Here is a 22,361-nt window from a genome sequence, read left to right on the forward strand (position 1 = left end):
ATGGTAATACTTGGCTCCGGGGCCCTAACTATCTTTCAGGTTGGCAATCAGATCAAGAAGGGGCGGAAAATCCGCCCCTGTTAATTTCCTGTCGATTAGAAACGATAACCTACTGTCAGGCTGAAGGTTCTGGGGTCGCCGTAATAACCAATCAGCGTATGGTCGCCGCCTAAACCTGGAATATAGTTGCCAGGGTTGGCAGGATCTTTGGCGATAAAGGCATAATTACCGACCAGATACTCTTCGTCCGTCAGGTTCTTACCATGCAAGCCAACCGTCCAGTGACCATCGTCGCTGTACCAGTTGATCCCCAGGTTCACCAGGCCGTAGCTATCTTGGCTCAATAAGTTGTCGAGCTCCACCAAGTCGTATTCACTACGGTAGTAGTAGTTACCGTTGACAATAAAATCGCCCATGGAGGAAGCAATAGTGTAGTTAAAACCAAGGCTTGCCGTTACTTCCGGGGTATTGGTCACACTATAACGATCAGAGATATCGATAGGCGTATTGGGGTCTACATAAGACAATACTTCTTTAAAATCGGCATCAATGTAACCAAGGTTGGCGAAGATTTTCAAATCATCGCTGGCTGCCACTGTCAGCTCAATTTCGGCACCTTTGGCTTCCGAACTACCTATGTTGCCCAAACGTTGGTTCAGCACCGACGAATCATTGGGATCCGGAATCACAGAGATATATTGTCTGTCCTTGTGGTCCAGCATAAACAATGTGGCGTTAAAGCGGACGGTGTTGTTCCAATCACTCTTCATGCCGATTTCAAATGAATCAACAATCTCTGGATCAGCCGCAATCTCCGGGCCACTGGCACGAGGGTTAAAGGTACCGGATTTAAAGCCCTGACCATAACTGGCGTAGAACATCATGTCACGACTGTACTGATACTCCAGACCCAGTTTAGGCGTCAGGCGTGACCAGTCGTCCTTGTCATCCAGCACTTTAGGAACTGACGCATTGATAAGGTTTTCATCGCGTACGTAGCCTGGCACCCAGCCACTTTCAGGGTAAACCGTGGTGAATACCAGACCGTTATACACGGTCGCTTCCTTTTCATCTTTGGTGTAACGCAATCCAGCCGTCAACGACAGCTTGTCGGTCAAATCATAGGTGCCCTGAGCATACGCCGCAATACTGTCGCCGTTGCTGCACCCGCGCACTTCACGGGTCAGGCCGGGGGTGCCAAAAGCGGTTTGCCCCAGCACATCCAGAATGGCTTCAAACTGACCACAGGAATCGGCGGTGTAGTAGTACAAGCCTGAAACCATCTTAAACCCATCGGTTTGATAGTTTAGTTGGAATTCCTGGGTAAACTGCTCATCGTCATAAATGGCCGGTACGTCAAAAATGCGCAGCGAGGTGTTGTCAAAATCGATATTGGTTGGCGAGTAGCCTTCACGACGTGCAGTAATCGACTTGAACGCAAACTCATCGTTGATTTCCCAGTCGATAGTCAGGCTCAGGCCTTCGTTTTCCACCTTATTCCAGGTAGGCAAACTGGTGTAAGAGTCATATTTGCTGTCTGGCACTGGTGCATCAGTGAGAATACTGGGTAGCAGGCGATAGCCGCCTTTCGCGTTAGATTTATCTTCGGTTTTATCGTAATTCAACCTGACAAACAGATCGGTAGTGGGCTGGTATTCCAGCGTCAAACGATAGGCCTGCAGGTCTTTGTTGTAGTTTTCACGGTCCTGGCCATCCAACGCGGAGGTCAGAAAGCTACCAAAGCCGTCGCGATTCAGATTGGCGTACCCAACCCCCAAATACAGCTTGTCTTCAAGCAGAGGAAGCTGACCGCTGAACTTAAGATCCTTTTGACCATAGCTACCTACCGTACCTTTAACAGATAGTTCAGTATCACCGGTCATTTGCTTGGTGACATACTTAACCGCGCCACCTATAGTGTTTTTTCCATACAGCGTGCCCTGCGGACCGCGCAATACCTCAACACGCTCAACATTGAGGATATCCAGCACCGCACCTTGCGGTCTTGCCATGTAGATATCATCCACATAAATACCGACACCGGGCTCATAACCCCAGAGTGGATCTTCCTGACCTACACCACGAATAAAGGCAGTAAGGGTGGAGTTAGTGCCTCGGCTTTTTTGTAATGTGGTATTGGGCGACATTTGCTGCACTTCAACCACAGTGCTGATACCTTTTTCGGCCAGCTCTACAGCACCGACCGAGGTAACGGCAACCGGTACTTCCTGAATGCTTTCCACCGTCTTACGGGCGGTAACTTCGATGCGCTCCAACCCTTTGGCAGCTTTCTCCGCCTCCTGGGCTACAGCAGGTAAACTGGCTAATGCGGCGGCTACGGCCAGGGCGCAGGATGTTCTATTTGAGAGTTTCATATGCTTCATCTTCCCATGCTTGCAATCTGGTTGTTGATTTTTTGTTGCATTTGTTAACAAGGTCATGGGTACTCTAGAACAAAGTGGCGAAAAGGTATTCTGTACCATAGTACTATGGGCGCTGCCCGTCTCCTGGCTCACAATCCTTGTGTCCTGTATTTAGTTAACAAAGGTCACCGGAGTAAGGACTGTGTTCCCGCTGCTCCAAGGTTAACGAACCTGACAGATAACAGGTATACGAATAAAGGACAGCTTATGTTGAGTTTAATAGGTCTGGTCGGTGGTCTGGTACTGCTGATAATTCTGACCATTCGCGGAATGAACCTGTTTATTGCCGCGCCGCTTTGCGCCCTGATAGTTGCGCTGACCAGTGGTTTACCGGTGTTTATTGGTGACGGGAACTTTGTCGTCACTTATATGAATGGTTTCTCCGGTTTCATTGCCTCGTGGTTTTTTATGTTTTTGCTCGGCTCTTTGTTCGGCAAATTTATGGAAGACACGGGTGCAGCCGATGCTGTAGCCCGCTGGATCATCGATAAACTGGGTATGCAACACGCCGTTGCCGCCGTGGTTTTGGCTTGTGCCATCTTGACCTACGGCGGTGTCAGTGTGTTTGTGGTGGCCTTTTCGGTCTACCCTATGGCGCTGAGTTTGTTTAAAGACGCCAATCTGCCCCGACGCTTTATTCCAGCGGCTCTGGCGTTCGGCTCAGTGACCTTTACCATGACCTCGGCCGGCTCCCCGGAAATCCAAAACTGGATCCCCATAAAGTACCTGGGTACCTCGCCTTTTGCGGCTTGGGAAGTCAGCTTAGTGGTAGCCATCTTTATGGCAAGTTTCGGCTACTGGTGGCTAAAACGCATGATTGGCAAAGCCGTTGCCAACGGTGAGGCCTTTGATGCTAAACCCGAAGACCCAGTGATTGCCGAGCGTGACTACCCGCACCCATTGACGGGCCTGTTTCCGCTCTTGGTGGTGCTGATCTTGTCCTTTACCTTGCATGAAAGCCTGCAACAGATGGCACTGATTGTGGCACTGGGCGGTGGGGTACTGACCCTGATGGTGATTAACTATAAACACTTCCATAACCTCAACGCCGCTATTGGCATGGGTACCACAGGCGCCTTAGTGGCCATTGGCAATACCGCCGCCGTGGTGGGCTTTGGCACTATTGCCAAGTCCACCGCCGCCTTTCAATCGGCAGTGGAAGTGATGACCAGTCTGCCCGGCAATGAATTAATCGGTGCCGCAGTGGCCGTCAGCGTAGTGGCGGGTTTAACCGGCTCAGCTTCAGGCGGTCAGGCCATTGCCCTGCCCTTAATCGGTCCTCACTATATCGATCAGGGCGTGGACCCCGAGCAACTGCACCGCATTGTGTCTATTTCATCAGGTGCGCTGGATTCCCTGCCGCACAACGGTTATGTGGTCACCACCATTCGTGCTATCTGCCATGAAACCCATCAACGGGCTTACTGGTCAGTGGGTGCACTGACGGTTGTGGTACCGCTGATTGGACTGGCCATGGCCGTCGCCCTGTTCAACTGGTTCTAGGAGTGAAAATCAACATGCGTTTAACCCAAGGAAAATGGTGGATTGCACTTATGCTGCTGCTTCATACCCAGTGCTTTGCTTCAGAGCTGCTAACCCAAAAGCAGCGCTTTGAACTCCCTGAATTTACTACTTTTGGTGGCAAAACCATCAAGCAGTTGCAAGTGGGCTATGAAAGCTATGGCTCGCTCAATGCTGACAAATCTAACGTGATTTTGATTACTCACTTTTTTTCCGGTAGCTCCCATGCGGCCGGAAAATATCAGCCTGATGATGCAACCCCAGGCTACTGGGATGCCATTATCGGACCGGGCAAAGCCATAGATACCAACAAGTTCTTTGTGCTGAGTGTCGACACCTTAGTTAACTTCAACGCCCATGACCCCAATGTGATCACCACAGGCCCTGCTACCATCAATCCAGATACAGGCAAGCCATGGGGTCTGGCCTTCCCGGTGGTCACTATCCGTGATTTTGTCAATGTGCAAAAAGCCCTGCTTGAGTCCATGGGCATCACTAAGCTGTATGCCGTTGCCGGCCCCTCTATGGGCTCAATGCAGGCGCTGGAGTGGGCAACCACCTATCCGGATTGGATACCCCGTATGATTTCTGTCATAGGTGCCGGGCAGTCCGATGCCTGGACAGTGGCGGCGCTTGAACAATGGGGTCTACCCATTAAGGTGGATCCCAACTGGAATCAGGGAAACTATTATCAAGGCGAGCCACCACTGGCAGGCTTAACCACAGGGTTGATGCTACTTACCCAGCAAGCGTTGTATCCGGATTTTATCAATAGCAGCAATCCCCAGCACCAAAGCCTGGAAGAAGCCCCTTTGGCTGACATTCACCAATCCCATCAGGTGGTAAACTGGCTACGCAATATGGCAGCGGCCAGGGCTAAAGTTACCGACGCCAACCATGTGCTCTATTTGATACGTGCCAGTCAGCTGTTTTTGGCCGGTCAGGACAAACCGCTGGCCGAGGCCATGCAGCAGGTAAAAGCCAAAACCCTGTTTATTCCGGCCAGCCATGACTTACTGCTGATGCCTTACCTGGCCGAACAACCTCATCAGGCACTGCTTCAAGCCGGTAAAAACTCAACCCTGGTGCCTATCGTCGGCCCGATGGGGCATCTGGATGGCGTAGCCAACATCAGCCAGGTGGCCGACCAAATCCAACGTTTTCTTATGCAGGATTAATCATGAAGACATCACTTATTCGTACCCTGGCTTTATCTGCACTGACCAGCTCTTTGGCATACGCCGAGGTACCTAAACTTAATCTGGACATACAGCAGATTACCTTGTCCGGTCTATCCAGTGGCGGCTATATGGCCAGCCAGTTTCACCTGGCCCACAGCAACTGGGTCAGCGGTGTCGGGGTTATTGCGGCCGGTCCTTACTATTGCGCCCGTAACAGCATTCTGACTGCGCTGAATCAATGCGTAAACAAACAGGAAGGGGCAATCCCGCTTGAGGACATTCAAGCCATCCTGGATGGCTGGCGCAGCGAAGCCTTGGTTGACCCGGCCGAGGGACTAAAAGGCGACAAAGTGTGGCTGCTACGAGGCACCCTGGATGAAAAGATCATTCAGCCTGTGGCCGATGCACTGGCTGAGCAATATCAAGGCTGGGTTGGTGAAGCGCAGGTTAAGTATCTCAGCGACAAGCCATTTGCCCACTTGTTCCCTACCAAGGAGCAAGGCAGCGAATGCAGTACCTCTAAGTCACCTTTTATTGGCAACTGTGGTTTTGATGCTGCCAGCGACATGCTGAGTTTTATCAGCCCGGATGCCAGCGAGCATAGCGTGGACAAACCCGGCAATCTCATCAGTATTGACCAACAAAAACTCGGCGGAGAGCATGCCTCAGGTATGGCCGACCAGGCATTTTTGTACGTACCGGCTAATTGTGCCGCAGGTCAGTCCTGTCAGGTGCATGTGAGCTTTCATGGCTGCAATCAGAATATTGAAGCCGTAGGTAACGACTATGCCCGTCTCACCGGTATTAACCAATGGGCCGACAAACACAATACTGTGGTGCTTTATCCGCAAACCAAGCAGTCCACCCTGATGCCACTAAATCCACAAGCTTGCTGGGATTGGTGGGGTTATACCAACGACAAATATGCCACCAAGCAAGGTCCGCAGATTCAGGCCGTGGAACACATGATTAACGCATTGGCGGGAGTAAACTAATGCAGCGCACAATTTTCATTACCGGCGGTGCCAGTGGTATAGGTTTGGGTATTGCTCAACATCTCGGCACACTGGGGCACCAATTAGTTATCGCGGATATTCAGTTAGACGCCGCACAGCGCGCTTGCCAGCAACTTAACGCAGAGGGGATCAATGCCAGGGCAATTGCGCTGGATGTGGCCGATGCAGAACAAATTGCCAGCCTACCCGAGCGCCTTGCCCCCCTTGAAGTGGATGTACTAATAAACAATGCCGGAATACAACATGTGTCACGCCTTGAGGACTTTCCCCCAGCCAAGTGGCAACAGCTTATCAACGTGATGCTGGTTGGCCCGGCGCTGCTAACCCAAACTTTTTTACCCGGAATGCGAGCGCGTAATTTTGGTCGCATTATCAACGTCGGCTCTATTCACTCTTTGGTGGCATCTCCCTACAAATCCGCTTACGTCGCTGCAAAGCACGGTCTGTTGGGCTTTGCCAAAACCATGGCGCTGGAACTGGGTGAGCAGAACATCACCATTAATACCTTGTGCCCTTCTTATGTAAAAACCCCGCTGGTTGAACAGCAAATCGCTGCACAGGCCAGGGAAAATGCCATGAGTGAAGAAGAGGTAGTAAACAAAATCATGCTCGAGCCTATGCCGAAGAAGGCCTTTATTGGCATTGATGAACTGGCTGGCAGCGCCGCGTTTCTGCTGTCTGATGCGGCCAAAAACATTTGTGGTCAAACACTGGTATTAGACGGTGGCTGGACTGCTCGCTAACGCGAACACACTGTTAAAAACAAAAATGCCGGCAAGTCGCCGGCATTTTTTATTGTCTATCTGTTAGGACTTTTTACGTTTGTCGTCTGATGACCATTTGCCATCTTTAAACCAGGCACTCCAACCAGTGGCTTTACCCTCAGGGGTTTCAGTCATCACGTATTGCTGTTTGGTCTTACGTGAAAAACGCACCAGGGCCTTATTGCCATCTGGATCCTGCTTAGGTGCATCAGCCAGATAGAAGAATTTCTCGGGCAGACGGTCTCTAAAACGCGCCAACTCTTCCACCAGCGGTGCGCGGGTTTCCCTGGATTTAGGGAAGTTATGTGCCGCCAGGAAAATACCAGACGCCCCATCCCGCAACACAAAATGCGCGTCAGACTTGCTGCAAGGCAGCTCAGGCAAATCAACCGGGTCTTCCTTAGGCGGAGCCGCCTCACCATTTCTCAGTAGCTTACGGGTATTCTTACAAGCCTCGTTGGTACAGCCGAAGTATTTGCCGAAGCGGCCGTTTTTCAGCTCCATATCAGAGCCACAGCGATCACACTCAATCAGGGGGCCGTCATAGCCTTTGATCTTGAAGGTGCCCTGCTCTACCGCAAAGCCCTTACAAATCGGCGTGTTACCACAAACATGCAGCTTGCGACCTTCATCAATCAGATAACTGTCCATGGCGGTACCGCACAAATCACAGCGGCGCTTGGCACGCAGTACTTCGGTTTCCAGCTCATCGTCATCTTCAACCTTAACCACTTCGTCGCCGGAGGTCAGGTTCATGGTATGCGTACAACGCTCTTTAGGCGGCAAGGCATAGCCAGAACAGCCCATGAACACCCCAGTACTAGCAGTACGAATGGTCATTGGCCGGCCACACTTGGCACAGGCGATGTCAGTCATCACCGCTTCATTGGAACGCATTCCGCCTTCGTCGGACGGTTTTTCCGCTTGCAGCAACTTCTGATAGAAGTCACCGTAAAATTCATTCAGCACCTGTTTCCAGAACAGCTTGCCTTCGGCAATTTCATCCAGATGCTGTTCCATATTGGCGGTAAAGTCATAACTGATCAGATCCTGGAAATTCTCCATCAACCTGTCATTGACGATCTCACCCATTTTCTCAGCGTAGAATCGCTTATTTTCCTGACGTACGTAGCCGCGGTCCTGAATGGTAGAAATGATACTGGCGTAGGTAGACGGGCGGCCAATACCCCGTTTTTCCAGCTCTTTGACCAGTGAGGCTTCACTGAAACGTGCTGGCGGCTTGGTAAAATGCTGTTTGGGATCCAGCTTATCCAGCGCCAGTACTTCACCTTCTTTGACATCGGGCAGGGTCAGATCATCATCGCCTTTACCCCGCACTTGTGGCTGCACACGAGTCCAACCGTCAAACTTCAGTACCCGACCTTTGGCATTCAGCTCAAACTCGCCAGCCTGCACACGAATGGTAGTGGCGTCATACTTAGCCGGGGTCATCTGACAGGCTACAAACTGACGCCAGATCAGTTCATATAAACGCTGCGCATCACGCTCCATATCCGATAAAGAATCAGATTTAACCTGTACGTTAGACGGACGAATGGCTTCGTGAGCTTCTTGAGCCCCCTCTTTGCTACCATAACGCAGTGCTGAGTCGGGCAGATAAGCTTTACCAAAATTGTCCTGGATAAAGTCACGACAGGCTTCCACCGCTTCACCACTTAAGTTGGTAGAGTCGGTACGCATATAGGTGATGTGGCCGGCTTCATATAAGCGCTGCGCCATCATCATGGTTTTCTTTACCCCAAAACCCAGACGTGTGCTGGCTGCCTGTTGCAGGGTTGAGGTAATAAACGGCGCGGACGGGCGACTTTGGGTAGGCTTAGATTCGCGGCTGACCACTTCATAGCGGGCGTTTTCCAGCTGTGACACAGCAGCCTGTGTTTGCGCTTTATTCACCGGCTTAAAGGCTTCACCCGCCTGCTTCACCACTTGCATGCGTAATGCATGCTTTGCCTGGCTATGCAGATCAGCGTGTACGTCCCAGTATTCTTCAGGAACAAAGGCTTTAATTTCGCGCTCGCGTTCCACCACCAGACGCACGGCCACAGACTGCACACGGCCAGCGGATAAACCACGGGCAATCTTTTTCCACAGCAGCGGGGAAACCATAAAGCCCACTACACGGTCCAGGAAGCGCCTGGCCTGCTGGGCATTGACTCTGTCCATATTGACTTCACCCGGCTGGGCAAAGGCATCTTTAATGGCGTTTTTGGTGATCTCGTTGAACACCACCCGCTTAAAGGTTTTATCCTTCTCGCCAATCAGCTCACGTAAGTGCCAGGCAATAGCCTCTCCCTCTCTATCCAAGTCCGTTGCGAGGTAGATAGTGTCTGCATTCTTGGCCAGCTTTTTCAGCTCACTAACGACCTTTTCCTTGCCGGTCAGGGTTTCGTAGTGGGCTTCCCAGTCATTTTCCGGGTCTACGCCCATACGATCTACCAGTTTCAGGTATTCGTGATGGCGAAGGTAGGCCTCCCGCTTTGCATCGGACATTGCCTTGAGTTCTTTGCTGGACTTTTTGCCCGGTACATTGCCCAGGGCTTTGGTTGGCAGGTCCCGAATATGCCCAACACTGGATTTGACGATAAAGTCACTACCCAGGTACTTATTAATTGTTTTGGCTTTTGCAGGGGACTCGACTATTACCAGGGATTTTGCCATATAACCTTTTGCTCTTAATTCTTCATGCTAGCTTCCCTATCCGAGGAAGCATTAAATACGCCGTTTTCGTGCTTGGCGCTGAGTGTATTTTTTAGATATATCCACAATAAGAGAGGAAAACAAGATTTACTTCCGTTCGTCTTCCTTTATATACCACCGGCTTACATTTAACTTACCAGTGATTATCATCTTTGCGTTCTTCTATATTCGGGGGCGATTCTCGTTAACCCGAGCCCATAACGCAAGTATTCAATTTTCTTAAAGGTATCCGAATTCCGCTAAATTGCTTAAATATCCAGCATCAGAAAGAAATTTTTTAATTTTTTTTCATCTGCAGAGTTATTCGCCCAAGAACTGCTAAGCTATTGAATAGTAGAGAAATGCATTGTTAATTATGCGCCTAGACAGTGGCTTTATTCATCCTTAACCAACCACTATGCATCGGGAAGCACTTAAGCCCAGGGTGCACATTTGGCAGAGACATAAGAAAACCTTATAGTGGCCCCGTCTTTTGCCCGCAGCCATTAGCAGAGATTATTGCTGGCGCAGGAATGCTAACCCCTAAGCTTGGAATCGGATAGACAATGAAACAGTTTGAAGTAAATTTCGACGGACTTGTAGGTCCAACGCATAATTACGCAGGCCTGTCCTTCGGTAACGTGGCATCACTGAACAATGCCAAGTCAACCAGCAGTCCTAAACAAGCCGCCAAGCAGGGCTTGCTGAAAATGAAGGCATTGGCCGATATGGGCATGCTACAAGGGGTACTTGCACCGCAAGAGCGCCCAGACATATTAACCCTGCGCAGACTGGGCTTTACTGGCACCGATGGCCAGGTACTGGAAAAGGCCGCCAAACAAGCACCCGCGATTTTTCTGGCTTGCTGTTCAGCCAGCAGTATGTGGACTGCCAATGCTGCCACCGTGTCACCCAGTGCCGATACTGCTGACGGACGTGTGCATTTCACCCCAGCCAACCTGACAAACAAGTTTCACCGATCGCTTGAGCCACAAGTTACGGGCAATATCTTAAAGGCCACGTTCGCCGACGAACGTTTCTTCCAGCATCACGCGCATTTGCCAGACAACGAACACTTTGGTGATGAAGGTGCGGCCAACCATACACGTCTTTGCAGCGATTATGGCCATGCCGGGGTGGAAATTTTTGTCTATGGCCGCCATGCCTTCGACAGCAGCAAACCCGCCCCTACCCGCTTCCCTGCCCGTCAGACTCTGGAAGCTTGTCAGGCCGTCGCTCGCTTGCATGGCTTAAGTGATGAAGGTGTGGTGTATGTGCAGCAAAACCCCGATGTAATAGATCAGGGCGTATTCCACAATGATGTGATAGCCGTGGGTAATCGTAATGTGCTGTTCTACCATGAGCAGGCATTCCACAATACCCAGGCGGCTCTGGCCGAGATCCAGCAAAAATATGGCGACGATAAGCTGCACTTTATTCAGGTGAATACCAGTGATGTCAGCGTTGAAGATGCGGTAAAAACCTATTTGTTTAACACCCAGATTATCAGCCTGCCCAATGGTGAGATGGCCATTATTGCCCCCACCGAATGTCAGGAAAATCCGGCGGTTGCTCGATATCTGGACAAGCTGGTCACTTTAGGTACCCCCATCAAGCAAGTTCACTTCTTTGATGTTAAGCAAAGTATGCGAAATGGTGGCGGCCCGGCTTGTCTACGCTTACGTGTGGCGCTAACCGACAAAGAAGTAGATGCCGTCAACCCCAACACCTTAATCAATGATGGCCTGTTTGAACGCCTGAACCTTTGGGTGGACAAGCATTACCGCGATGTCCTGAGCGTTGATGACCTGCGTGACCCACAGCTTCTGAGCGAATCACGCAGTGCCCTGGATGAACTGACCCAAATTCTGAAACTGGGCTCTGTGTATCCCTTCCAGCGCTAATCAGCCAAAGTATTGAAAAACAGCGGGTCGAATACCCGCTGTTTTCATATCAGCGCTATGACATTGAACCACCATCAGTTGATAACTGATGTGCGCCTAAATCAGAAGTCTGCTTTGTCTTTCAGGCGAATATTCACGCTAATCTGCTGCACATTATCAACGGTTACTACCTCCCGTACCCAACCAAAGTCGCCCGCCGCACTGGACTGCCTGATCCGCGTCTCTGGTACTAGGGGATCATTTAGAAAATAAGTTGTCGGAGCCCACTGCCGGCCAAAATCGGGCGACTCAAGGGTGAAGTGAATATGCGCACCTTCCCTGCCCATATAATCCGCTGCGGGTCGGATAGTTTGAAATTCAAATCGTCCCTGGGCGTCGGTTTTTGCCCATCCCTGTAACCGCCAGGTTGTAAGCGGATTATCTTCAGAACCAAAATCGTAGCCTCTTTGATCCCTATGGTAGGAGTGCACTACAACTCCTGGAGCAGGAGTGCGGCCATCAGGTGTAAATACCCGACCATGTATAACAAAAGGCGTGCCTGGCTCGTCCTCAGCGGCAATTCTGCCTTTGGCACTAATGACTTCAGGGCGAGTCTGCTGCGCTTCATTCCAACTTTTTAGCCAGAAGGGGTCGGCTTGGGCAAAACTCTTCCCTGCAACGCTGGTCACGGCAACGAAAGTGAAGGTATAAAGCAAAACAACCTTAGGTAATTTCATAACTAGTTTCCTTTCCAGTTTTTAGTTGTTTCAAAATTAATCACATTTTACGCACTTAGCAAATGTTCTAGCATCTATTACTGAACATCCCTTGAATTGCCAGACATTCCTAAAACCACAGAAGCAATGTTACCCCCCCTTGATAAAGGAATCAGACATCTTAGCGGGGGTCTGATCCTAATGCACTGCCAACCCGGGCTTTTGCCATAGCCGTCACCCAAACCACATAACCCCAGCCATAAAAAAGGGTAAGGCATTGCTGCCTTACCCTATTCTCTCGATAGCTACGAGTTTTAGTAATAAGTTATCCGACTCATATCCTGTGACAAGCCGACAATTACTGTATGTTGAGCTCCGCCACCATGGTCTGTCCCATCATCAGACCAGCTCCCCGTTTCTTTATCCTCGAAAGGCCGCTTCTATGGCTGCTATATCAATTTTCTTCATAGTCATCATGGCATTAAACGCACGTTGAGCCGCCTGTCGGTCAGAGCTGGTGTAGGCTTTGGTCAGCGCAACCGGGGTAATTTGCCAGGAAATCCCCCATTTGTCTTTGCACCAGCCACACTCGCTTTCCTGGCCACCATGACTCACGATGGCATGCCAATAACGGTCGGTTTCTTCTTGATCTTGTGTGGCCACTTGAAACGAAAAGGACTCGTTTGGTTGCATCCCTGGCCCGCCATTCATGCCAAGACAGAGAATACCCATCAGACTAAACTCCACCGTTAGCACATCCCCTTGCTGTCCTGCTGGATAGTCTCCAGGTGCATGATGCACGGCTTTAACAAAAGAATCTGGAAAAATATCCGCATAAAATCGCGCCGCTTCCTCTGCTTCACGTTCATACCAGAGGCAAATAGTGTTTTTGGCAATGTCGGTCATAGTGGTTTCTCCTTATGATTACAGACAACGAATATAAAACTCGTTACTGCTTAAACGAATGGGCCACCTACAATTCGACATGCACAGCGATGATTCCGACCTGAAACCCCACTAATACCCAAGTTTTATTTAGATATGTTCGATAGGTATCCGAATCTGCTCACAATAGGTTCATAGGCATCGAACAATCGCCCTACTGTCTAAATTTTTCTGAAAGCGACAGTTCGATAAACAACATAAAGCATCAAAGCACCGCTAATAAGCGTGGCAAATAAGCTGGTGTAAGCACCCGTAGACAGCCCCATATAGATAGCCACGCCAGCACCAGTCATATAGACAATACAAGCGGTTAGAAATTTATATGAAGGGGCTGTGATATATGGGAGCAATACAACAAGTGCTGCCGCAAGCGCAGGAAAAAAGAGCAGTGAAACAGTCTCCACAGACTGCATATAAGGGGCAAAGCAGGTTTCTGAAATCAGATACTGAGCGGGACACAACGCTTCGGCAATCATTATGACGCCCATCCCCAAAAACAAGGCTATAAAGTATCCAACCAGAGAGACAGGTGCGACTAAAATCCACCGTAAAAACGTGCTCATAAACTATCGAAAATCCTTTTACATCATTAGTCAAACATACCGACACGGATTTAACCTGTAAACGTGAAAAATAGCTTTATGTACTAGCAATATTCGGGTCCAAGGGAATGCATTTTAGGATTTTCGAAACGACCAGCCACAAAGATAAAACCGCAGTTATAAAAAAGGGTAAGGCATTGCTGCCTTACCCTTTTCTCTCGATAGCTAAGAGTTTTAGTAAAAATTAGCCAATTTTTTTGCTGGCTGGCAGGGTTGGCACAGGATGACCTGCCATATCCTGCACCACGCGCATTACCTGGCAGCTATAGCCAAACTCATTGTCGTACCAAACATACAGCGTGGTACGGTCGCCTTCGGCTATGGTGGCTTGTGAGTCAACTACTGAGGCAAAACGTGAACCGACCAGGTCACTGGATACCAGTTCTGTTGATGCGGTGTAATCAATCTGGTGCTGCAGATCAGAGAACAGCGCCGTTTTACGCAGAAACTCGTTGATGTCCTCGCGATTGGTTTCTTTATTCAGATTGAGATTCAGAATGGCCAGCGACACATTGGGGGTAGGTACACGGATAGCGTTACCCGTCAGTTTACCGGCCAGCTTAGGATAAGCTTTAGACACGGCCTTAGCCGCACCAGTTTCGGTAATCACCATATTCAGCGGCGCGGCACGACCGCGGCGTTCCGCCTTATGGAAGTTATCAATCAGGTTCTGGTCGTTAGTATAAGAGTGCACGGTTTCCACATGGCCATTCTTGATGCCATAGTGTTCATCCAGCGCTTTCAGTACCGGTGTAATGGCATTAGTCGTACAGCTGGCTGCAGAAACAATATTGTCACTTGCTTCAATATCACCCTGGTTAACACCGTATACGATGTTTTTGATGTCACCTTTACCTGGGGCTGTCAGCAACACTTTCTTAGCCCCTTTGGACTGCAGGTGCTGCGACAAACCATCGCGGTCACGCCACATCCCAGTGTTATCAATCACAATGGCGTTATCGATACCGTACTGGGTGTAATCCACCTCAGCCGGGCTGTTAGCATAGATCACCTGAATATAGGCGCCGTTGGCCTTAAGAGCGCTACGCTCTTTATCCACCGTGATGCTGCCATTAAACGGACCATGAACGGAATCACGACGCAGCAGGCTGGCACGCTTTTCCAGATCACCGTCTTTACCGCCGCGCACCACAATAGCACGCAGACGCAGTTTGTTATTTTTGCCGTGACGTTCAATCAGTAAACGTGCCAATAAACGTCCGATACGGCCAAATCCGTAAAGCACAACGTCCTGAGGTGCATGTTCATCATCACGGTCGACAATGTCAGCCAGCTCTTCACGCAGGTATGCATGCAGCTCCTTACCCTTGCCTTCGCCGTAATGATAGTTGTAAGCCAATTTGCCCAAGTCAATTTGCGCCGGAGCCAGCTTCATTTCGCTGATGGCTTCCAGTAAAGGCCAGCTTTCACGCAGACGCAGCTTCTCACCAGTATGCAGTCGCACCGTGCGATGGGCCTTGATGATATCGATGCTGTTGGCGCCTAATAGCGGACGGCCGTATAACGTCACCTCAATGGCTTTGTCACGATGTAATTTGCCCAGCAAGGGTTGCATCTTTTCTGCAAACTCTTGTCTTTCCTGCCAGCTATTGAGTAACTCTTGTTCATGTTGATGATTCATGCACTCGACCTTTACGACTAAATTGAATGTTGTAGGGTTATGTTTGACAAGAGGCTTCTAAATTGGCCTGCTCCTTGGCATTGTCAAAAACGGCCGCTATTTTAATGAAACAAGGGACTGTCGCCAAATTGTGCTAAAGTTTCAGCTTTAAGCAAAATTGCTGATTTATAGAGAATTTATCGGTAAACTTTTTTCATTTTCCGGGAGTTATTATGGGCAGATTGTCGCCCCTGTTGTTGCTACTGGTATTGTCTGGCTGCGATACATTTAATCAGGTTAACGTCAAAGATATCTGTGAGCAGAATCCACAAATGTGCAGCGACTTAAATCCGGATGGTTGGTGCCGGGCCGAGAAAGCCAACATCATCAAGCACCGTTTTGAGCAAAGCCACACTCCCACAGACAAGCTCAACTATGATCTGTTGCTGGACTTTGAGCAGTACAAAAAGTGTATCGCTAAAGCCTCTCAGATTGAGCACATCAAGCTCAAAGAAAAGAAAACGGAACGTGTCAAAGGTTTGCTTACCGCAGAGCGCGAGCTTAAACGTTTGGCCGCCGAAACCCGTGACTCCATGTCACCTCACCTCCTCTACTATCATTGGTCTCGCTTCCATAATGACGAAGCGCTTAAGCACTTTTTGGAGTATGAGAAAACCAACCGCCTGCAATACCCTGAAATGCAAGTGGCACTGGCCACTTATTACATTAAATTCGACCGTCCCAAGACCATTCAACTCTTGTACCATGCACTCGAACTGTATAAAGAAGGTGATGAAGTAGACCCGGAAATTTTTCGCAGCCTGACCAGCTTGTTTATGAAGGAAGAACAATACGACTGGGCGTATTTATGGGGTTTTGCGGGCCGCGAATTTGGTGTGGACGATCTGGATTTAACCAGCTTAGAGGCGCTGTTAATTCAGCAGTCCAGACAGCTTAAACCTATCCAAAAACAAGCAGAATCTTATGTCGAGCTGATTGAACAGGGACAATTCTCAGCGCCGCAGTAATAGAAGATTTTCAGCGAATTCTGAAAGCCACTTTCAGAAAAATATTTATAAAAAAGCCAGCATTAAGCTGGCTTTTTTTATTTACGCGACAATCTTAGCGTTTAATCGCCACTTGTGGCTGTCCCGGCAGACTCCACTCAATGTGAAATTTCTTGCCCTGCGGCTTATCAACCCGCTCAAAAGTATGGGCGCCAAAGTAATCACGCTGGCCTTGCAACAAATTAGCCGGTAACACCGCACAACGGTATGAATCATAGTAGTTCAGTGCAGAGGACATGGCAGCGCACGGGATGCCCATCAAGGTGGCATCCGCCACGGCCTGGCGCCAATTACCCTGGAAGCTCTGGATCTGGCTGGCAAAAAACGGATCCAACAACAGGTTCGCCAAATTATCGTTCTGCTCGTATGCCTGAGTGATAGATTGCAGAAATACCGCACGGATAATACAACCCGCACGCCAAATTTTGGCAATCTGGGCAAAATCCAATTTCCATTCCTGCTCTTTACTGGCCATGGCCATCAATTGGAAGCCCTGGGCGTAAGCACAGATTTTTGAGCAGTACAGGGCATCATGCAGGTTTTGCACGGCGCGCTGTTTCTGTTCTTCTGTCAAGCTAACCTTAGCTGGGCCATGCAACACTTCAGCCGCTTTGGTACGTTCGTTCTTCAGACTGGAAATGCTGCGGGCAAATACCGCCTGAGTGATGGTCTGCGCTGGACTACCTACTTGCAGAGCGCTCACCGCAGTCCATAAACCAGTGCCTTTCTGGCCGGCTTTATCCAGGATAAGGTCAACCAGTGGTTGGCCGGTTTCTTCATCCACTTTGTCCAGCACTTCAGCACTGATTTCAATCAGATAACTATTTAGCAGCCCCCCATTCCACTCACGGAATGTGGCAGCAATTTCTCCCGCTTGCATGCCCAGACCGTCGCGCATAATTTGGTAGGCTTCGCAAATAAGCTGCATATCGGCATATTCAATTCCGTTATGCACCATTTTTACGTAGTGACCGGCACCGACCGGGCCAATATAGGTTGCACAAGGCTCACCTTCTTTTACCGGCTTACCTGGGGTGTTGGATTCAATGGGTTTACCTGTGGCAGGATCGACTTTGGCAGCCACCGCTTCCCACACTGGCTTGATGCGGGTCCAGGCATAGGGGTCACCGGAAGGCATCAGGGAAGGTCCGAATCTGGCGCCGACTTCACCACCAGACACCGCGGTGGAGAAAAAGATAAACTTGCCTTTGTACTGCTTTTCGCGCTCTACCGAGTCGGTCCACAGACTATTACCGGTATCTACGACGATATCATCGGCGCCGATGCCAGCATCAATTAAATGGTGACACACATGGTCAACCGGCTCACCAGCAGGTACAGACAGCACGATCAGACAGGGCTTTTTCAGTTTGGCCAGCAGTTCAGTGTATGAACGGCAACCCACTACACGTGCACTATCACCGGTGCGCTCTTTTTCATCCTGCGCGATGATGGCATCGATCTTGGTTTGGTCCAAATCAAAACAGGCAATACGATAACCGTTATCAGCCAGGTTCAGGGTCAAATTCTTCCCCATCACGCCCAAGCCAATAAAACCGATGTCACATAGTTGGTTGTCTTGCTGCATATTCAAGTCCTGTTATCTATGGTTGGCGCAGGCGGCCCTGGAAAAATTGGCGGCGATTATACACACTCATTGCCAGCTTGTAACTTTCACTGGGCATTCAGCAAGCAAAGACTTTTATACGCCAGCGTAAAGCTATCCAGCATGCTAAACGGCGGCATCTCGCCCGGATGAGCATAGCGGGTATCCAATACCAAACGCCAACAGGCCTCACAACCTGGTAAGGTAAAGTTCACATCATGGTCACTGGCGTTAAACAACATAAGCCAATGTTCAGCTTGCGGCCCATCCCCTTTAAGTTCGACAGCAAAAGCTTGATTGTTGGTATCATGCCAATCGTCTTCCACCTTACGCTCACCGTCTGGCCGATACCAGCCCACTTTCGCCACGTTAAACTGCAGGCTGTAATGGTCGTCATGCAAATTCAGGTAGCTAAGCAACTCACTTTGCTTTCGAAGGCGGATTACCCCTGAACAAAAAGCCAGGAAATCCTGTTTACTCTGAGTCAGCTCCCAGTCAAACCAACTGATTTCATTGTCCTGACAATAAGCATTGTTGTTGCCGTGCTGTGTGCGGCTGAGCTCATCACCGCCCAAGATATGAGGAACGCCCTGAGAAAGCAGCAAGGTAGCAAACAGATTACGCTTTTGTCGTTCTCGCAAGGCCAAAATATGCTTATCACGGGTCAGCCCTTCCACCCCGTAATTGGCTGACAAATTATGCCCATGACCGTCACGATTTTGTTCCAGATTCGCTTCATTATGCCGCTCGGCGTAACTGACCAAATCCTGCAAGGTAAAGCCGTCATGATAGGTAATCATATTCACCGAGCTGGTAATGGCTCGCACATCTTTATGAAAAATATCCCTGGAGCCAAGCAAGCGCGTAGCAAAATCGCGGGTTTGGCCTTTATCTCCCCGCCAGAATGCCCTGACCTGGTCGCGGTATTTATCGTTACATTCCTGCCAATAGGAAGGAAACTGCCCCAGGCGGTAACCGCCAATGCCCAAATCCCAGGGTTCTGCGATGAGTTTGACGTTTTCCAGCACAGGATCTTGTCGTAGCGCCCGGAAAAATCCAGACTGGCCGGTAAAATCATAGGGATCACGCCCCAAACTGGCTGCCAAATCAAAGCGAAAGCCATCCACGCCCATTACCTGAACCCAATAACGAAGGGCATCCATCACCAGCTTCATTACAAAAGGATGGGCGGTATTCACTGAATTTCCGCACCCAGAGTTATTCAGGTAGCGCTGATAGTCAGGAATACCAAATTCGTTGTGCTCAAACAGGTAAAAGGCTTGGTTATCGAAGCCTTTGAAAGACAATATCGGGCCATCCACGCCACCTTCTGCCGTATGGTTAAACACCACATCAAGAATCACTTCAATGCCGGCGCAGTGCAGGCTGTGCACCATAGTGCGAAATTCACTGATGGGATCGTCAATGGCATAACGCGGATCCGGGCAAAAGTAGTTAACCGGGTTGTAGCCCCAATAGTTAGTCAGGCCTTTGTTGGTAATGAAAGGTTCCGGCATAAAGGCCATTACCGGCATCAGTTGCACGGCCGTGACACCCAGCGCTTTGAGGTGCTCCAACACCACGGGCTCACAGACACCAAGAAACTTGCCTTGTCTGGCTTTAGGTACCTCGGGGTGCAACTGTGTCAGCCCTTTAACATGGGCTTCATAAAGTATGGTCTCTGCCGCTGAATAATTGGGCTTCTCCTCTGTGGGAAAATCCCCGCAAGGCTCACAAACCACACATTTTGGCAGCATGAACTGGCTATCGCCTTGATACTGCCGGCTGTTCCAAACCGCTGGTCGGTTGAGTTTCCTCGCGTAAGGATCGATAAGGAGCTTATCCGGATTAAAACAGTGGCCGGTTTCACTTTGCGATGAGCCATGCACCCGGTAGCCATACAACTGTCCTTGCTGGATCCCTTCAACATGTCCATGCCAAATTTTACCGCTGCGGGTAGGCAGCGGAATTTCCAGCAGCGGCTCCTCGGTATCCGCATGAAACAAACAAAGCACCACCGATTGGGCATTGGGTGCATGCACAGCAAAATTACAACCGCTAGCGGTCAGGGTGGCGCCCAGGGGTTTGGGCAAACCAATAGTAACCAGCTGTGATTCAGGCTCAGCTATCTTGCTCATAAATCAGATATAAAGTCGCTAATGGTGGTAACTCAAGGGCCAGCGAATAAGGTTTATCATGCCACGCTTGCTCCTCTGCCTGATACTGCTTTTGCTGCGTAAAATCACTGCCCCAGTACTGGCTTTCATCGGTGTTCAGCAGCACCTGATATTGTCCTTTATCCAACACCCCGATACGAAATTCGCTTCTTGGCACCGGAGTGAAATTACAAATCACATAGACTTTCTGCCTGGCATCAACAGATTTACGCACAAAGGCCAGAATGCTTTGCTCAGCATTATGATGATCTATCCACTCGAAACCATGGCTCTGATGGTCACATTCATAAAGCGCCGGGTAACGACAATAGATATGGTTCAAACTGCGGTACAGTGCCTGAATACCCTTATGTTTGTCGTATTCAAGCAAATGCCATTGCAGGCTGGCATCATGATTCCACTCCGCACTCTGGCCAAATTCATTCCCCATAAAGTTCAGCTTTTTACCCGGATGACCGAACATAAAGGCTGCATAACAGCGCAGATTAGCGGCCTGCTGCCATTCATCGCCAGGCATTTTTCTTAGCAGTGAGCCTTTGCCATGCACCACTTCATCGTGAGACAGGGGCAGAATAAAATTTTCATCGTAGGCATACACCATGGAAAAGGTCAGTTCATTATGGTGGTAACTACGATACGCCGGGTCTTTGGCAATATAATGCAAGGAATCATGCATCCAGCCCATATTCCATTTAAAACCAAAGCCCAGTCCATCCTCGTATACAGGACGTGATACCTTGGCAAAAGAGGTGGACTCCTCAGCAATGGTCATAATATTAGGAAAACGCCGGTACGCCTCTTGGTTCATCCAGCGCAATAGGCTGATGGCCTCGTAATTGTGATTACCGCCGTCAACATTGGGGATCCATTCCCCCTCATTGCGGGAGTAATCCAAGTAAAGCATTGACGCCACCGCATCCACTCGCAAACCGTCAATATGAAATTTATCCAACCAATACAAAGCACTGGCTACCAGGAACTGGCGCACTTCGTCCTTACCAAAATCATAAATGCAGGAATTCCAATCCGGATGCCAACCTTTGCGTGGGTCGGCGTATTCATACACATGCGTACCGTCAAAGCGTGCCAGGCCGTGTCCATCTTCCGGGAAATGCGCCGGTACCCAGTCAATGATCACACCGAGCCCTGACTGATGGCATTGGTCGACAAAGTACTTAAAGTCATCCGGATCGCCAAAGCGACTGGTGGGCGCGAACAGTCCCACGGGTTGATAGCCCCAGGAGCCGTCAAAGGGGTACTCCGACACCGGCAATATCTCCAGATGTGTGTATCCCATATCCTTCACATAAGGCAACAACGTCTTTACCAGTTCCCGATAAGACAAATACTCACTACCCTGCTCAGTGAACTTGCGTCGCCAGGAGCCTAAATGAACCTCATAAATGCTCATCGGCCGCTGATAGGGATTCTCCCCGTCACGTTGCCGCCAGGCGCTGTCCTGCCACTGATATTGTTGATGGTTATAGATAACTGAAGCATGGGAAGGATACTGCTCAGCCTGAAAGCCGATAGGGTCGGCTTTATGCGGTAACGCATTGCCATGGCTGTCTTTAAGCGCATATTTATAGCGCTGTCCGGCTGTAAGGCCAGGCACAAACAGCACCCAATAACCTAAGCTGGTTTTCTGCATGGGGTGGGCCGATTCATCCCACCAGTTAAAGTCACCTATAACAGATACCGCCCGAGCATTCGGCGCATACACGGCAAAGCGCGTGCCGCTAACCGGCGCGGGCAGCCCCTCATCCAGGCTGATTAACTGTGCCCCCAACTGTTGATAAAGATTTTGCGGGTCCTGATCAACAAAATGCACCGCATGGTAGGCCTGTTGCTGAAACTGGTAAGGGTCAATTCGCTCATAGCGGCCATTGCTGGTCAGGATATCCAGCTTATACAAACAGGCCGGCCAGTCGGCAGCAAGCTCTAGTTCAAATAAGGCTGAATTGCCTTCACGGCGCATTCTGCCCAGAATCTCATTGGTATCAAGGGTCACCACATTGACTTCCAGCGCCCCAGGTAACCAAGTCCTTATGCGGGTAAATGGCCCAGCCTTGTGCACGCCTAACAGGCTAAAAGGTTCAGCACAAAGACGCTGTTGTAACTCCACTGACTGCATCCATAGTT

General features: G+C 49.8%; 15 protein-coding genes. 6 read left to right on the forward strand and 9 right to left on the reverse strand.

Translation table 11 applies throughout. The annotated features are described in order from the left end of the window. Positions 1 to 95: 95 nt before the first annotated feature. Positions 96 to 2,375 (reverse strand): TonB-dependent receptor, encoded by a 2,280-nt coding sequence (locus tag KJY73_RS16690; protein ID WP_214344862.1) that lies wholly within the window; start codon positions 2,373 to 2,375, stop codon positions 96 to 98. Positions 2,376 to 2,630: 255 nt separating this feature from the next. On the opposite strand from KJY73_RS16690, the gene KJY73_RS16695 reads away from it, so the two are divergent. The 4 genes from KJY73_RS16695 to KJY73_RS16710 are packed head-to-tail and all read left to right on the forward strand — an operon-like array spanning position 2,631 to position 6,884. Further along, on the forward strand, positions 2,631 to 3,926 hold the full coding sequence (locus tag KJY73_RS16695) for a GntP family permease (RefSeq protein WP_214344863.1): 1,296 nt from the start codon (positions 2,631 to 2,633) through the stop codon (positions 3,924 to 3,926). Positions 3,927 to 3,976: 50 nt separating this feature from the next. Further along, positions 3,977 to 5,122: an E22 family MetX-like putative esterase gene (locus tag KJY73_RS16700; RefSeq protein WP_232848745.1), complete on the forward strand. Its 1,146-nt coding sequence runs from the start codon at positions 3,977 to 3,979 to the stop codon at positions 5,120 to 5,122. Positions 5,123 to 5,124: 2 nt separating this feature from the next. After that, entirely contained in the window at positions 5,125 to 6,120 is a 996-nt protein-coding gene (locus KJY73_RS16705) for an extracellular catalytic domain type 2 short-chain-length polyhydroxyalkanoate depolymerase (protein WP_214344865.1), read from the forward strand. After that, positions 6,120 to 6,884 carry a 3-hydroxybutyrate dehydrogenase gene (locus KJY73_RS16710; RefSeq protein WP_214344866.1) on the forward strand — a complete coding sequence of 255 codons (765 nt, stop codon included), beginning with the start codon at positions 6,120 to 6,122 and terminating at the stop codon, positions 6,882 to 6,884. Before KJY73_RS16705 ends, KJY73_RS16710 begins: the two co-directional genes overlap by 1 nt. 63 nt (positions 6,885 to 6,947) lie before the next feature. Here KJY73_RS16710 and topA read toward each other — a convergent pair whose 3' ends face one another. Beyond that, a complete protein-coding gene (gene topA, locus KJY73_RS16715) occupies positions 6,948 to 9,584 on the reverse strand; it encodes a type I DNA topoisomerase (protein WP_214344867.1) in 2,637 nt (878 codons plus the stop codon). Between the two features lie 584 nt (positions 9,585 to 10,168). Between topA and astB the strand changes: the two genes are divergently transcribed. After that, positions 10,169 to 11,506 (forward strand): N-succinylarginine dihydrolase, encoded by a 1,338-nt coding sequence (astB, locus tag KJY73_RS16720; RefSeq protein ID WP_214344868.1) that lies wholly within the window; start codon positions 10,169 to 10,171, stop codon positions 11,504 to 11,506. A gap of 101 nt (positions 11,507 to 11,607) precedes the next feature. Here the strand turns inward: astB and KJY73_RS16725 are convergent, their stop codons facing one another. The 4 genes from KJY73_RS16725 to KJY73_RS16740 all read right to left on the reverse strand — a co-directional run bounded on the left by KJY73_RS16725 (position 11,608) and on the right by KJY73_RS16740 (position 15,390). Next, on the reverse strand, positions 11,608 to 12,222 hold the full coding sequence (locus KJY73_RS16725; protein WP_214344869.1) for a dioxygenase family protein: 615 nt from the start codon (positions 12,220 to 12,222) through the stop codon (positions 11,608 to 11,610). A gap of 399 nt (positions 12,223 to 12,621) precedes the next feature. Continuing rightward, positions 12,622 to 13,107 (reverse strand): VOC family protein, encoded by a 486-nt coding sequence (locus tag KJY73_RS16730; protein ID WP_214344870.1) that lies wholly within the window; start codon positions 13,105 to 13,107, stop codon positions 12,622 to 12,624. Positions 13,108 to 13,307: 200 nt separating this feature from the next. Then, a complete protein-coding gene (locus tag KJY73_RS16735; RefSeq protein ID WP_214344871.1) occupies positions 13,308 to 13,709 on the reverse strand; it encodes a hypothetical protein in 402 nt (133 codons plus the stop codon). Positions 13,710 to 13,932: 223 nt separating this feature from the next. Further along, positions 13,933 to 15,390 carry a glyceraldehyde-3-phosphate dehydrogenase gene (locus KJY73_RS16740; protein WP_214344872.1) on the reverse strand — a complete coding sequence of 486 codons (1,458 nt, stop codon included), beginning with the start codon at positions 15,388 to 15,390 and terminating at the stop codon, positions 13,933 to 13,935. Between the two features lie 212 nt (positions 15,391 to 15,602). Between KJY73_RS16740 and KJY73_RS16745 the strand changes: the two genes are divergently transcribed. Continuing rightward, positions 15,603 to 16,397, forward strand: coding sequence for a DUF2989 domain-containing protein (locus tag KJY73_RS16745; protein WP_206595287.1), 795 nt, complete (start codon positions 15,603 to 15,605; stop codon positions 16,395 to 16,397). 94 nt (positions 16,398 to 16,491) lie between these two features. Here the strand turns inward: KJY73_RS16745 and gndA are convergent, their stop codons facing one another. The 3 genes from gndA to glgB all read right to left on the reverse strand — a co-directional run bounded on the left by gndA (position 16,492) and on the right by glgB (position 22,353). Then, entirely contained in the window at positions 16,492 to 18,024 is a 1,533-nt protein-coding gene (gene gndA, locus KJY73_RS16750) for an NADP-dependent phosphogluconate dehydrogenase (RefSeq protein ID WP_214344873.1), read from the reverse strand. A gap of 86 nt (positions 18,025 to 18,110) precedes the next feature. Continuing rightward, positions 18,111 to 20,180: a glycogen debranching protein GlgX gene (gene glgX, locus KJY73_RS16755; RefSeq protein ID WP_214344874.1), complete on the reverse strand. Its 2,070-nt coding sequence runs from the start codon at positions 20,178 to 20,180 to the stop codon at positions 18,111 to 18,113. After that, positions 20,164 to 22,353: a 1,4-alpha-glucan branching protein GlgB gene (glgB, locus tag KJY73_RS16760; RefSeq protein WP_214344875.1), complete on the reverse strand. Its 2,190-nt coding sequence runs from the start codon at positions 22,351 to 22,353 to the stop codon at positions 20,164 to 20,166. The genes glgX and glgB overlap by 17 nt, the downstream gene beginning before the upstream one ends. Positions 22,354 to 22,361 lie beyond the last annotated feature (8 nt).

The sequence above is a fragment of the Bowmanella yangjiangensis genome (assembly GCF_018531185.1).
In the GTDB taxonomy this organism is placed as follows: domain Bacteria; phylum Pseudomonadota; class Gammaproteobacteria; order Enterobacterales; family Alteromonadaceae; genus Bowmanella; species Bowmanella yangjiangensis.

Bases quoted from the DNA above. Each gene is read 5' to 3' on its own strand.
- KJY73_RS16705 (WP_214344865.1), top strand. From the start codon at position 5,125: ATGAAGACATCACTTATTCGTACCCTGGCTTTATCTGCACTGACCAGC.
- KJY73_RS16735 (WP_214344871.1), bottom strand. From the start codon at position 13,709: ATGAGCACGTTTTTACGGTGGATTTTAGTCGCACCTGTCTCTCTGGTT.
- KJY73_RS16700 (WP_232848745.1), top strand. From the start codon at position 3,977: ATGCTGCTGCTTCATACCCAGTGCTTTGCTTCAGAGCTGCTAACCCAA.
- KJY73_RS16710 (WP_214344866.1), top strand. From the start codon at position 6,120: ATGCAGCGCACAATTTTCATTACCGGCGGTGCCAGTGGTATAGGTTTG.
- KJY73_RS16725 (WP_214344869.1), bottom strand. From the start codon at position 12,222: ATGAAATTACCTAAGGTTGTTTTGCTTTATACCTTCACTTTCGTTGCC.
- KJY73_RS16730 (WP_214344870.1), bottom strand. From the start codon at position 13,107: ATGACCGACATTGCCAAAAACACTATTTGCCTCTGGTATGAACGTGAA.
- KJY73_RS16745 (WP_206595287.1), top strand. From the start codon at position 15,603: ATGGGCAGATTGTCGCCCCTGTTGTTGCTACTGGTATTGTCTGGCTGC.
- glgB (WP_214344875.1), bottom strand. From the start codon at position 22,353: ATGCAGTCAGTGGAGTTACAACAGCGTCTTTGTGCTGAACCTTTTAGC.
- astB (WP_214344868.1), top strand. From the start codon at position 10,169: ATGAAACAGTTTGAAGTAAATTTCGACGGACTTGTAGGTCCAACGCAT.
- KJY73_RS16695 (WP_214344863.1), top strand. From the start codon at position 2,631: ATGTTGAGTTTAATAGGTCTGGTCGGTGGTCTGGTACTGCTGATAATT.
- topA (WP_214344867.1), bottom strand. From the start codon at position 9,584: ATGGCAAAATCCCTGGTAATAGTCGAGTCCCCTGCAAAAGCCAAAACA.
- gndA (WP_214344873.1), bottom strand. From the start codon at position 18,024: ATGCAGCAAGACAACCAACTATGTGACATCGGTTTTATTGGCTTGGGC.
- KJY73_RS16740 (WP_214344872.1), bottom strand. From the start codon at position 15,390: ATGAATCATCAACATGAACAAGAGTTACTCAATAGCTGGCAGGAAAGA.
- glgX (WP_214344874.1), bottom strand. From the start codon at position 20,180: ATGAGCAAGATAGCTGAGCCTGAATCACAGCTGGTTACTATTGGTTTG.
- KJY73_RS16690 (WP_214344862.1), bottom strand. From the start codon at position 2,375: ATGAAACTCTCAAATAGAACATCCTGCGCCCTGGCCGTAGCCGCCGCA.